This is a genomic window from Paraflavitalea speifideaquila (assembly GCF_032395985.1).
Lineage (GTDB): Bacteria > Bacteroidota > Bacteroidia > Chitinophagales > Chitinophagaceae > Paraflavitalea > Paraflavitalea speifideaquila.
Genome location: NZ_CP135920.1, coordinates 3,283,400 through 3,297,246, shown reverse-complemented (window position 1 = coordinate 3,297,246; position 13,847 = coordinate 3,283,400). Strand labels below are relative to the sequence as shown.

8 protein-coding genes and 1 pseudogene are annotated in these 13,847 nt (G+C 45.8%); all 9 read left to right on the top strand.

Annotated elements, in window-relative coordinates:
* Positions 1 to 20: 20 nt before the first annotated feature.
* The 9 genes and pseudogenes from RS881_RS22525 to RS881_RS22485 all read left to right on the top strand — a co-directional run bounded on the left by RS881_RS22525 (position 21) and on the right by RS881_RS22485 (position 13,771).
* Positions 21 to 2,303, top strand: a complete 2,283-nt coding sequence (locus tag RS881_RS22525) for a hypothetical protein (protein WP_315823143.1) — start codon at positions 21 to 23, stop codon at positions 2,301 to 2,303.
* The gene (locus RS881_RS22520; RefSeq protein ID WP_315823142.1) at positions 2,300 to 2,695 is read left to right on the top strand and encodes a hypothetical protein; all 396 of its coding nucleotides are present in this window, start codon (positions 2,300 to 2,302) and stop codon (positions 2,693 to 2,695) included. Before RS881_RS22525 ends, RS881_RS22520 begins: the two co-directional genes overlap by 4 nt.
* 73 nt (positions 2,696 to 2,768) lie before the next feature.
* Entirely contained in the window at positions 2,769 to 3,014 is a 246-nt protein-coding gene (locus tag RS881_RS22515; RefSeq protein WP_315823141.1) for a hypothetical protein, read from the top strand.
* A 44-nt stretch (positions 3,015 to 3,058) separates the two neighbouring features.
* The gene (locus tag RS881_RS22510; RefSeq protein WP_315823140.1) at positions 3,059 to 3,469 is read left to right on the top strand and encodes a hypothetical protein; all 411 of its coding nucleotides are present in this window, start codon (positions 3,059 to 3,061) and stop codon (positions 3,467 to 3,469) included.
* 598 nt (positions 3,470 to 4,067) lie between these two features.
* Complete coding sequence (locus tag RS881_RS22505) at positions 4,068 to 5,372, top strand: hypothetical protein (RefSeq protein ID WP_315823139.1); 1,305 nt, start codon at positions 4,068 to 4,070, stop codon at positions 5,370 to 5,372.
* Positions 5,369 to 8,296, top strand: coding sequence for an RHS repeat-associated core domain-containing protein (locus tag RS881_RS22500; RefSeq protein WP_315823138.1), 2,928 nt, complete (start codon positions 5,369 to 5,371; stop codon positions 8,294 to 8,296). The genes RS881_RS22505 and RS881_RS22500 overlap by 4 nt, the downstream gene beginning before the upstream one ends.
* A 1,816-nt stretch (positions 8,297 to 10,112) precedes the next feature.
* A pseudogene (locus RS881_RS22495) lies at positions 10,113 to 11,209 on the top strand (IS630 family transposase).
* 602 nt (positions 11,210 to 11,811) lie between these two features.
* A complete protein-coding gene (locus RS881_RS22490; protein ID WP_315823137.1) occupies positions 11,812 to 13,446 on the top strand; it encodes an RHS repeat-associated core domain-containing protein in 1,635 nt (544 codons plus the stop codon).
* A 1-nt stretch (position 13,447) separates the two neighbouring features.
* Positions 13,448 to 13,771: a hypothetical protein gene (locus RS881_RS22485; RefSeq protein WP_315823136.1), complete on the top strand. Its 324-nt coding sequence runs from the start codon at positions 13,448 to 13,450 to the stop codon at positions 13,769 to 13,771.
* The last annotated feature ends 76 nt before the right edge of the window (positions 13,772 to 13,847 follow it).

Here is a 13,847-nt window from a genome sequence, read left to right as displayed (position 1 = left end):
AAACCATCCAGGAACAGCCATTGACTGTTACCTATAGCAGGGAACAACGATCAAAGTACAATCCGCAAAACTATTTTCATTTTAAAGGAGCCAAATACGTTAAGATCACCGTTACAGCACCACCTTCGGGAACTGTTGGCAGCATTAACCTGGCCGACCTGCTGTTGTTGGAAAATGAAATGCGGGTAACCCGTTATTATGACCTGGCCAATAATATACAGCCCATAGCCTTTACTTCTTCCCAACCGGTAGCTACTGATGATGAACTGGATCTGAACTGGCAGTGGCCCACTAATGCGGGATATACCCATACCCAGTTAGAGTGGACCTGGCTGGAAAATGAGATGGAGTCTTATTATCACGTAAATGGAAGCCTGAGTATTGATAAATTATTTAAAAACAATGCTACCCGTATAGACCTCCCCTATAATGTCAGCACCTATCGTATTCCGCTGTTGTATGGTGATAATGGCAGACTGTATTGCCGCATCAGGACCGTGCACATCAGGAAGAATGGCAGCCGCGGTGACGGCCCCTGGTCGGCAGCCCTGAACCCGACATTTACCGGGCACCACAGCAACCTCAACTGGCAGGCCACTACCAGTTTTGCAGAAGAAGGAAAACGCAAAGCCGTGATCCAGTACTTTGATGGCTCATTGCGTGGTCGCCAAACGGTGACCAAGGACAATGTAACCAACAATACCATTAGCGCTGAAACCTTTTACGATGGAGAAGGCCGGCCAGCCATCCAGGTGCTTCCTGTGCCAGGCTTGAGCACAAAACTGGGATATACCGCCAACCTGAACCTGTTTGATTCCCTGTCTGTCCTTGGTTTGAACAGTCCCCAGGCAGCCGGCACCGATCCTGCTGAATTCTTTGACCTGCGTCCGGAAAATACCCTCACCAACCAAACGCCTCGCCTGCAGTCAGGCAGTGGCGCTGCGTTGTACTACAGTCCGGCCAACACGGAAAAAACCACAGGTATTCATAAAAACATACCTGATGCCGAAGGCTACCCTTATACGGTAACCCGCTATACTCCCGATGCCACTGGCCGTATACAGGGCCAGAGCGGCGTGGGCGCCCCCTTCCAAATGGGCAAAGGCCATGAAACCAAATACTATTATGGCACAGCCGCCCAGGAAGAGCTGGATGGATTGTTTGGTACCGAAGCCGGCAATTATACCCACTACTTTAAGAATATGGTAAAGGATGCCAATGGCCAAATGAGTGTAAGCTATACCGATATGCATGGCCGCACCATTGCTACCGCCCTGGCGGGAGCATCCCCGGCCAACCTGGTTCCCCTGCCCCTCAATGCCACTCATTATCCCAACCAGTTGGGTGACTCTATCACCAGGAGCCTGCTCAGCAGCAGTACCAATGTGGTAAAGAACAACAGTATTGAGGCCATCAATACCCTCCTGGTGCCGGCCCGTACAAAACATACCTTTACTTATAAACTCGATCCCGATAAATTGTCCCTTACTTCCTGCGAAGGACAGGCAGTTTGCTACGATTGCCAATATGACCTGGAAATATCCTTCACCGAAGAGTCCGGCGATCAATCGCCCATTATACGGCGCTACAGCAATGTGAACCTGCAGGCCGATGACAATTGCAATACTGGTGTACAGGGCTTTAAAGATGCCAATGGCACCCTGGTGGCCAATAACACCATCACAGATACCATTACACTCGACGCGGGCTCCTGGACCGTACGCAAAACCCTTACCATCAATGAAGCCTCCCTGGCTATTCAAAAACAGGCCTGGCTGCAAAAGGGATTGTGTAAAACCGAGCAACAGCTGATCGACTCCCTGCAAACCGTGATGGAAACCATCACCGGGTGCAACACACCGGTAACACCCGAACCCTGTACCACCTGCCAAACATCTCAAAACCTGCCCACCAAACGGCAGTTGATGCTGGCTGATATGATGCCTTATGGCGGACAGTATGCACAGGATCCACAGCAAGCAGTTAACAATACGACCTTCCAGCAATACAATATTTTTTCTTCCGCTTCCTATCCACAGCAGCCCTTCTTCCGCAATCCCCTGGCAGGCAACCAGCCCCAGGCTTTGTATTACAATTCACTGGGCCAGCCTGACCCCGTTAATGATGTGAAGACAACCATTACACGTGAAGACTTTGTATCGGCCTTTCAATATTCATGGGCCGAAGCCTTATTGCCCCGCCACCCGGAATACGGTAAACTACTATTTGCCGAAGCGAACCTACAGCCCAGCTATAATTTTGGCCATTCCTGCTCAGCACCAGCACCTGGGCTGATGCGTTGAGCAATGGTTATATCCAGTATGCCGGTTCGGCCTCTTCCCTGCCTGCCAGCGATCCATTCTATATCCTGGCGCCCGGTTATAAAAACGCCCTGGAAACCATGGTAACCAATAACTATAAAAGCCAGGATGGGGTAACCCTTAGTATGTGGCAGATAGCCTTTGCGGATGTACGCTGTAAGGGCTATGGAAACGTAGATCAACGACAATATTGTTTTAATTCAGCTCCCAAACAACCGGCAGCCACTTTACCTTTCCCTTATAACAACCTTACCACTGCTGAGAAGGACCAGGTATGGACGGTATTCCGCAACCTGTATGCCAACGAAAGGGATCGGCAGATCAACGACCATATCAATACTACTGTTCCCTGGCCAATGCCGGACAGATCGTGACCGATGGGTACCAGCTTCACTTCCCCACCGAAGCGCAACTGGTGCAGCAATCCAATAGCAGTGGCGACTGGAGTTGGTGGCCCACTACCCCGGCGGGCCGCCCAATGTACCGGCCAACCAGGGCAATGCACCGGTAACGCAAACCTATGCCAGCCGTTGCGAAAGCTATATCAATAACTGGCGCCAGGCATTGCTGCAATGTCCGCAATTGAATGACCATGCCAATAAAGAGCAGATACTGACTGCCATCACTACCCAGATGGCCGAGGTATGTAAAAAGGCAGTGATACCTACAACCCGTATGGATCTTCTGAAGTAGAGCCCGGAACACCCAACGATGGCAGTGCCCGCAACTTTGAAGCAGTGATCAATCAAGTATTCCAGCAATACGGCATCAATAAGAGCACCGTCTGCAATCCTTATATGATCGATTTCCCCAAGCCCTATGGCAGGGGGCCCAAATTCACCCCCGAGCTGATCACCGTATTGGATACCTGCCATTGCAAACGCTTTACCCAATTGAAAAATGAGGCAGCGGCACTGGGCTATACCCCCACCAATTACAATTCACTCAACCAGTATTTCAGGCTCACTTATAAGGACACCATCACCCAGGCGCTTTTTAACGCCTTTGTCAATTGCAGCCAACTGGGTATACAACAGGTATGCCGCACCGAATACGAAACCATCTATGCTCCCTGCGATGCCACCGACCCATGCGGCATTGCGTTGGCCGCCAAAACCAAAAAGCCGTGGACTCCACGATGCAGCTGATGGTGACCCAATGTGGATGGGGATATCACTGGAGTAATGTATTGGAGATGTGCCTTCAGAATGGGGTTTCCTACGATTGCCCTTATGGATATCGATGGGATTCGAATATGGAAGATTGTGTACCTGAAGAAACAGAACCGCAGGAATGCCCTTTCCAATGCCCTGTTTCAGTCTGTGAGCAGGTGCCCAACTATCATATACCCCTCCCTGCGCCCCAGCCATGGCCCGATTTCATGAAATGCAATTATGTAGCGCAGCCCCGTTGCCTCACCTGTGCCGACCTGAGTGGGCTGACCCTGGCGTTTAAAGATACCTTTGCACTTCCCATCAATTCGGCCCCTGTGATCGATGACAACCTTACAGAGCAGCAGACCGGCTACAACATGCTATACGCCCGTTTCCTCAACTACCGCACCGGGTTTCAATATACCTGGCTGGACTATGCGCGGGCTGCAGCCGATTCCACCTGCAACCTGGCCACTCCCGCCGGCAATACCAATAATTACCGCACAGTGATCTGCGCCGATACTAAACCCCTCAATGATACCAGCGGCATCTTCCTGCCCAAACCGCCCTGCCAGGAGGCTACAATATGGCCGTGGCATCGGCCCAACAGATCTATGCGCACCGGGTACAAACCCTGCTGGCCGGCTTTGAAGCATCCTATCGCGCCAAATGCCTGGCGGCCAAAGACCTCGAAGAATTTACCGTGCGGTATGCGACCAAAGAATACCATTATACCCTATACTATTACGACATAGGCGGCAACCTGGTAAAGACCGTACCTCCCAAAGGCGCCCGGCCCAATTTTACCAAGGCATTCCTGGACCTTGTAAAGAGTGACCGTTCCAATGAGTTGGTGCGCGTGCCCGATCACGTGTTGGTTACCGACTACCGGTACAATAGCCTTAACCAGGTCACAGAACAAAACTCGCCGGATGGCGGTACCAGCCGCTTCTGGTACGACCGCCTGGGCCGCCTGGCTGTTAGCCGCAATGCGCAGCAGGGCCTCGATGGCAAATACAGTTATACCCTGTACGACCCGCTTGGCCGTATTACTGAAGTAGGCCAAAAGCCCCATACAACAGACATGAGCCAAACCATCAGCCAGGATACCACGGCCCTCAAAAACTGGATATTGACCAGCGGTAGTACCCGCGAGCAGATAACATTCACGGTGTACGACCAGCCCTATGTGTTTGGCACCAACACCTACCTGTACCAACGCAACCTCCGCAACCGGGTAAGCTATACTGCTGTTCAAAAACTGGCTACCGACCCCTTACATTATGCGGCCAGTTTCTATACCTACGATGTACATGGCAATGTGGATACCCTGTTACAGGACCTGGCAGGTATCCCCGAAATGACATCCATTCAGCAGCGTTTCAAGAAAATAGCTTATAACTACGACCTTATCAGCGGTAAAGTCAATTTGGTGAGCTATCAACCCGGAGAAGAAGATGCCTTCTATCACCGGTATGAATACGACGCAGAGAATAAGTTAACGAAGGTAGAAACCAGCCGCGACCGGGTGCTGTGGCAAAGGGATGCCACCTACCAGTATTATAAACACGGCCCCCTGGCCCGTACCGAACTGGGCCAGCAAAGGGTACAGGGCATTGATTATGCCTATACCCTGCAAGGCTGGCTGAAGGGGATCAATACCACCAATATCAGCAATACCGGTTACGATATAGGCCGCGATGGCCTGCCTGGCGGCAGCAATGCCGTTGTGGCCCGTGATGTACTGGGTTTTGCATTGCATTATTTTGATGGAACAGATAATACCAATACCTGGATCGATTACAAGCCCATTTATGGCACTTCTCCTTTGCAAGGCCCGCCACCGCTTCGGGTTTTGTATCCCTGTACAATGGCAATATTGGCGCTATCAGTATGAATAATACCGGACTTGCCAAAGGCAATGCCGGTACTACCAATGCCGAGCCGCTGTTCTATCAATACCGCTACGACCAGCTCAACCGCATTGTAAGTCTCCAGGCCTATAAAGGCCTTGACCCCGGCGCCAATGCCTGGGTGCCGGTTTCCATCAACGACTATAAGGAGACCGTGTCGTATGATCCCAATGGCAATATCCTGGGTTATTTACGCAATGGTACACCTTCAACAGGCAAGCCCACTGTCATGGATTCACTGTCCTATAAATACTATGCAGCCACCAACCGGCTTGAGTATGTAGTGGACAGTGTGCCCTACAGCCGTTATGCAGAGGACCTGGATAAGCAAAGCCAGGGCAATTACCGCTATGATGCCATTGGTAATTTGATAGCTGATGACAGTGCCGGCATTACCAGGATCAACTGGAATGTATATGGCAAGATCAGCAGCATCGAAAAAGGCAGCAACCTCATTACTTATGGGTATGACGCTACCGGCAATCGTATTACAAAAACTGCCAATAACAAAACCACTGTGTATGTGCGCGATGCATCAGGTAATGTGATGAGCATTTATGAAAAGCCAGCCACTACCAATTTAAAACAAATTGAAGTACATTTATACGGCAGTAGCCGGCTGGGTATGACCACCGCCTTAACAGCGGCGCCCACCAGCATCAACCTGCAAAGCGGGTACGCCCCTGCCCTGCTGAGCACCTTTACCAGGGGCGAGAAGATCTTTGAAATGACCAATCACCTGGGCAATGTGCTGACTACCCTTACTGACAGGGCCTTGCAACATAGCAGCGACAGTACCAACCGCGATTATTATGAAGCGGATATCCTCACCGCTACCGACTATTACCCCTTTGGCATGCAAATGCCTGGCAGGGGTGTGGCAGTAGCCGGCTGTCATGAGGAGATACAGGATGCCGTGGAAGTGAAAGTCACCAGCGACCTGAACAGTGGGGCGGTACAAAATGGACAGGAAGTATTGCACAACGGCGTACGCTGGGCAAGGCAAACGGGTAATGAGACCCTCACACTGGAGAACCAGGCCATTAAACTGACCAATGCCGGAGGTGGCAGCGACGGAGTAGTTGCTTACGTGCCCATAGCCCTGTTAGAGCCCAATACAACCTATGTGATGGAGTTTGATATTACCGACAAATCAGCCTCTATTACTCAATTCACCTGTCAGGCCAACAGTTCGGGCAATGATGTTTACCGGGCTACCACCCGTAAAACCGGCCTGGGGCATCATACCATTCTGGTGACCACGCCTGCCACGCCGGTCACTTATTTTAGGTTGCGTGTCACCTCCAATGTAACGACTGCCGGGACTTATTTCGTGGTAGACAATTTCGTGTTCAAAAAATATACCGCGGTAGAGCAAACCACTTCCTACAGTACCGATTTTAATTCGGCAGTGAAATCCGGGGTGAATGTCAATGACAACGGCCAGTTGTGGATACCGTTTACCAGTGGGGTGGATAATATGACCGTGGATGGCAGCAGCGACCGGCGCATCAGGGTCAGCTCTACCGATATGATCAGCAGCCGCATAAGGACCACCAGGGCATTGGCGGGTGGGTACCATTACATCCTGCGGTTTAGTTCGGCCCAGGATTCTGCCAACAAGCGACTGTTCCTGAATGTTTTTAACCGGGTCAATGGTGTATGGGGTAATACCCTGTACCAGGGGTTGTTTTATGTGGGGAATGGCAATTACCTGCTGAACATGGATATGCCTGCAGGTACCGATAGTATCCGGGTCGATTTTCAGCGGTTTGCCACTACGCCGCCTGCTAGCTATGATGGCCTTACCACCTCCTATTATATCGACAACTTCAGCATTACCCGCCTGGATACCTTCTCCACCCGCAAAGTAACCGTGTGCGACCCGCCACCAGCGGGTGAACAGAAAGAAGGGTTGTACAGGTATGGCTTTAACGGAAAGGAACTTGACAAAGAAACATCTTCAACAACTACATACGATTATGGGTTTAGAATTTACAGCCCTGCACTTGGTCGCTTCCTTAGTGTTGACCCATTGACTAAATCATATCCTTGGTACACACCATACCAATTTGCAGGAAACACACCAATACAAGCAATAGATTTAGATGGATTGGAAGAACTAAAAAGTATTTATTTTAAAAATGTTCGCTTTGTATTGTTAAAGAATGTAACGTTTGATTTTGTTATAAGAAAATCAACAAATACGTTAACTACCGAAATGATGGGCAAAGATGCCACAGGTAGAACAGAATATTCAGTCAATTTGCAGATGTATGAACCTAAACCAGGTACAAACCCTGATTATTATACTGCTACAAAACCTCAAGACAATTATAGAAGCCAAGGGTTAAATAATGCCGGTGGTAAGACTGTTGAAGGGAGGAGTTCGCCATCTACGTTTTTCTTCTCAATAGGTAACAATGGTGCAGTAACTGCGGGAATGGGAGATGCTCCGTTGGATAGTAAAGTATCCTTTGGAGGTGGAGTTCCATTGTATGTAAATGGCTTGAAATACGGAGAAGACAATATTTGGAAGCCGGGTACACCTGCTGAAATTGCTAAGAATACAAGAGGTGCTGTTGCTCCAGAAAACACTAAATATCTGTTACAAAAAAGTAATAGTGCTTATCCGAATCAAAATGACGATGAGGTAGGGAAGACTATCTTAGCGTATAACTCAAAGCAAAATATTTGGCTGATTGCATCTCAAGAAAATGGTACAGAGGGTATGACTTTAGACCGTTTAAGAGATAAATTAGTTAATGAAGGATGGGATCAAATATTATCCTTTGATGGGTCGAGTTCTGCAACTTTAGTAAAAGACAAGCAAATATTAACAAAGCCAGCTAACTACAAAAATAACACAGCTCCATCAGGATTATCGCTATCAGTACCGAACAAGTAAATAAACAATTTTTATTATGAAGCTACTATTTTTTTACTGCTGTTACTTATAACATTTTCCTGCAAAAACAATTCTTTACTTAAAAGAGAAAATAAGTTTCTAACTGATGAAGATAAATGCAGAATTATATCATACTATCCAATAATCAAATTAAAAGGCAGCGCAGATAGGATAAATGAATTTAATAAAACATTAGAGGATGTAAACGAAATGAGCCGCTATGTAGGAAACTGTGCATCATATTTTCCTGCTGAATATGCAGATAAGAAAAAGAAATTATTGGTGATTACAACGTACTATATAGTTCTGACAGCCTATTAAACATTGAATTTTTTACAAAATTTTCAGGTCTTTCCAAAGTTGAATATCGAAATGTATTTATTGATTTAAAAAATGGACAACTGTTAGAAGAAAATAAAGCCATACCAAATATCGAACGAGGAAAATTATATCCTTACGTTAAAAAATTCACTGACAGTACAGGCATTAATATTAACTTAAAAGCCTATGAGAGTAATAGCAATTATGCAATCATGTTTGGCAGAACAAAAACGATTTGGTTTTATATTTAGGGCAAGAAGGAGAATTTGGCGGTTATTATAAAATTTTAATTCCACTAACCGAAGCCACGAAATAAGTATAAACCAAAAATCAATTAGCCGTTTGCAAAAATGTGAACGGCTTTTTTTTGCCTTCGCCTCCCTTCGGTCGGCTCGGCGGTTTGCAGCAAGAAAATATTTTTTATCCCCTAAATTTCGTTCAATAAAAAGTTTTCCACTCTGCCACATTGGCTGTAACTCAATGTGGATAAGGTTTTCAGCAATTCGGTACAATGGCTTTGGTGTGTGGTTTTTCTGTGCAGGGCGGCGACGTTGTATGCTATGTAATTTTTATCAAGGTACATAGCATACAACGCTATGCCCTGCACAGCCCCCTCTGGCGCAAGTAGGCAGCGTAGCTCGGCGCGTGAGCGTACTTGTGCCCATCAAAAACACGTTAGCGTGTCTATAATCGCAATATTTATTTCCATTATTTCTTGTCAAAGCAGGATTGAAACAAAAATCGTAAATGACAAAAAAACAATATGGAGAGTACTTCAGCATGGGAAAATTAAAAATGACTCTTCCTTGTTCTTTTACAATATTAAAGCAGATGGAACTATGGAAGAGTTGCTTCTTCGAAATTCCAAATTTGTAGACCCAAATCTTAGTTCAGATGTAATCAACTATAAGAAGTGGCGAATAATCAATGATTCCACTATAAGCATTTATCTTATACCTTATAATGTTGAGATATTAAACGATAGCCTTTTTATTGGAGTAAACAAAAAGCATAACGATGACACTATTAAATTAATAAAGATTAATAGGTAGCCCTTCACTAATAGCTCCAGCTTTTGGAAAAACTGGACTGGGAACCCAATATTTATCCCCAATCAATTTGAAGGCTCTTTTGAAACGAGGTATAATAGAACCAATACCATAATATACAATGAACAAGAATGAATTAAAAACAAGTCTTGAACTATTAGGCATAAGTCAAAATCGGTATTCATTGAATGGCGATTTGAATCCTGACAGTATAGTGTTATTTCATAATTACAGTAATTGGGAGGTTTTTATTTCGACGAACGAGGAGGCCGAAATGATGAAAAAGTTTTTAAGTCTGAGAATGAAGCTTGCTTATATATCTATGAAATATTTAAAGATGCAAAAGATAAAGAAGTAAAATTCGGATTAAATACGTCAGGTACCTAGTGTAATGACAAATTAATTATGAAACATTTTGTATATTAGTGCTCTAAATCGACACTAATATGGCATTATCCTTAAAGCTTAACCGGAAAGAACTATCCTTTCTAGAGTCTAAAAAGCAAGGTAAGGATTTGGGGTTGCGCAGATATAACCGCATTAATGTGCTATTGCTTCTTCACAAAGGGAAGAAGGCGTCAGAGATAGAGGAGTTCCTGGGAGTCGACCGTATCACGGTCTGGCGCACAAAGAATCGTTATCTGGAGCAAGGGATAGAGGCGGCCATTGAGGAAGAAAGTCGTACAGGTCAGCCGGTGAAGTATACAAGCGATCATGAAGCTGAATTGGCCTCATTAGCCTGTGGTCCGTGCCCTGCAGGCAGAAAGCGTTGGACAATACGTTTACTCACAGAAGTGATCCGGTCCAAACCCGGTTTTGAACAGATCAGCCGCGAAAGTGTGCGGCTGGTGTTAAAAAAATGAATGTAAGCCTTGGTTAAGGAAGATGTGGTGCATTCAGGAGATAACCCCGGAATATCGTAAACGAATGTACCGGCTCCTGGATCTTTACAAGCAGCCATATGACGATAAACACCCGGTGATCTGCCTGGATGAAAAAGTAAACAGTTATTAATGGACAGCCGTTCACCGATAGCGGCCAAACCCGGAAATCCGGAAAAGTATGATTACGAATACAAGCGAAAAGGAACCTGTAACATATTCGTTGCAGTTGTACCCAAAGCCGGAAAGCGTATCGTGAAGGTAACAGATACAAGAACAAAGGCGGACTTTGCCTGCTTCGTTGAAGAACTGCTGAACAACCATTTTCCAGAAGCCGATTACATACAGTTAGTCGTGGACAACTTAAATACACATTTTGAACGTTCCTTTTATGAAACAATGGGGCATCAAAAGCTTCCCGGATACTGAAGCGAATAAGATTTATTTACACCCCGAAACATGCAAGTTGGCTGAATATGGCAGAAATTGAAATCAATATTATGGATAGGCAGTGTACCGGCGGCAGGATAGAATCAAAGAAAAAATTGATCACTGACATCCACGCCTGGAGCAAAAAGCGCAATCGTAATAAATGTGACATCGAATGGAAGTTTACACAGCAGGACGCAGATAAAAAACTTTCTAAACACTACGTTTCATAATTAATTTGTCACTACACTAGCAGCACTGCAACCTCTACAGCCTTTACACAATCAGGTGTCCGGATATCCGGAAGAGGTTAGAAAGGTATTTCAGAGCGGGCGGTCCGGCAAAAATGTAAAGAAGGATGCTACTGGGAGTGCTGAAGGAGAAATGAATATTTTGAAAACAGGGCAGCGGCAGCACTTTTTAATGAGCCTCCTGGTTCAAAAGCTGTAACAGCAGGCTGCTTTTTTATTGGCAACCATTCTGTTGGCTTTGGCGGCGGCGATTTGTTGGTGATAGGCGTATTAATCATAACGCTGCCCATTCAGCACTTCCAGCGGCGTTAATCCATTCAGTAGCTAGAATAGTTCAAAATATAGTTGATTGACTGAAGAAGTGTTTCTATATTAGGTTGAAAAACTATTGTGTTCCGATTGTCTGAGGTACGTTTAAGAAACCGACAAGTTCTTTGACATAAAGAAGCCAAATAGCGGTACAGCCGTACAAGGGTGCCACGCAAGAAATGTTTAATAGCAGCACAAAAGCCTGGTACCCTAAAAGCTCCTTCGACAGTAACAAACTGCAATGATACTTCGGAGCTCTACCACATACCATACTGGTGACCACGCCTGCCACGCCGGTCACTTATTTTAGGTTGCGTGTCACCTCCAATGTAACGACTGCCGGGACTTATTTCGTGGTAGACAATTTCGTGTTCAAAAAATATACCGCGGTAGAGCAAACCACTTCCTACAGTACCGATTTTAATTCGGCAGTGAAATCCGGGGTGAATATCAATGACAACGGCCAGTTGTGGATACCGTTTACCAGTGGGGTGGATAATATGACCGTGGATGGCAGCAGCGACCGGCGCATCAGGGTCAGCTCTACCGATATGATCAGCAGCCGCATAAGGACCACCAGGGCATTGGCGGGTGGGTACCATTACATCCTGCGGTTTAGTTCGGCCCAGGATTCTGCCAACAAGCGACTGTTCCTGAATGTTTTTAACCGGGTCAATGGTGTATGGGGTAATACCCTGTACCAGGGGTTGTTTTATGTGGGGAATGGCAATTACCTGCTGAACATGGATATGCCCGCAGGTACCGATAGTATCCGGGTCGATTTTCAGCGGTTTGCCACTACGCCGCCTGCTAGCTATGATGGCCTTACCACCTCCTACTATATCGACAACTTCAGCATTACCCGCCTGGACACCTTCTCCACCCGCAAAGTAACCGTATGCGACCCGCCACCGGCGGGTGAACAGAAAGAAGGATTGTACAGGTACGGGTTTAACGGCAAGGAGAATGATAATAACGTGAAAGGTGAAGGCAATCAGCAGGATTATGGTATGCGGGTGTATGATCCGAGGATTGGAAGGTTTTTGAGTGTGGATCCGATTGCAAAAGATTATCCTGAGTTAACACCTTATCAGTTTGCAAGTAATACACCGATTTGGGCAATCGACTTAGATGGGTTAGAAGGTTTCATTGCAACGGGAATGCCATTAGGGAATTCAGGACATGGACATGGAATGATAATTAGTGCCCCGGATGCAGCGAAGATTAACAATACTGTGGGGAATTGGGTTTCCACTAAGCATCAGCAAGGCATGCGAAATGTTAGAATTGCCGAACAAGCGAAACAACAAGCTATAAAACAAGGAAGAGCAGATGGGGATGGGATCACTTGGTACACTAAATCTCTCGTTTATCTCGGCCCTTGGTGGAACAGCACGGCGGCTTTATCAGATGCAAACGATGGTGCTGTGATACTGTCAGGTAAGAATCTTGATGGGTCTGAAGCTACGGCAGGCGACTATGTCGCAGCCGGTGTTGGTTTCTTTATTCCTTTTGTTAGTGGAAAGGCTGCGAAAGAGTTTCTTCAAGGATTTGTAACCAGTGTTTCAGGCTACAAGTTCAACGGGAAGGTTATAAGAAATGCCGATGAGTTTGAGAAAGCATTGTTTAATGTTGGAAGTTTTAACGATAAAAAAGCGATGATTCAATCAGTTTTGAGGGATGCTGCAAAAACAAATGGATGGAAGAAGGCTTCTGATTTGTCTAAAAAGACCGGCCGTGAAATTTATGACATGGGAGACGGCGCATTTGCTTCCATTGATGAGTTGCACGGACATTTTGAGATTTTTCAGAAAGAAGGCAATAAGACTTTGAAACATCAGGGATCGATAAATATTGACGGAGTTAAAAACAAAGAAGGAAACAAAAACTATGACATTAAGATCAATTAACTTGTTTGAGATTGATGATGATAGACAGTTTCAATCTGGCACTATCTTTAGAATTTATAATGTCAAACGATTGGATATTATTAAGCAAGAGTCAGATTTTCAAGATGAAGAACGGAGGAAGTTGGATTTCTACGACTTTTTGCTTGTTGACACAAATGCGTTATCTGCTGAAACATTTTCATTAATAAATGTAACGTTGGATAGCAGCAACAAGGGCGAAGTTTTGTGTATTTTGAAAAGTGGCGAATCAAGATACTTTTTGGATGCTAAAGTTTTGAAATCATATTTTGAAGGAAGTGAAGATGTTCATGTGTTGGAGGGATAATGTTGGCAATGTTCCAATCGAGCGATGTTCGCATCTCCCTCGGCAATAAAAACGTATATCAAAGGAGTTGACATCG

Bases quoted from the DNA above. Each gene is read 5' to 3' on its own strand.
- RS881_RS22500 (WP_315823138.1), top strand. From the start codon at position 5,369: ATGAATAATACCGGACTTGCCAAAGGCAATGCCGGTACTACCAATGCC.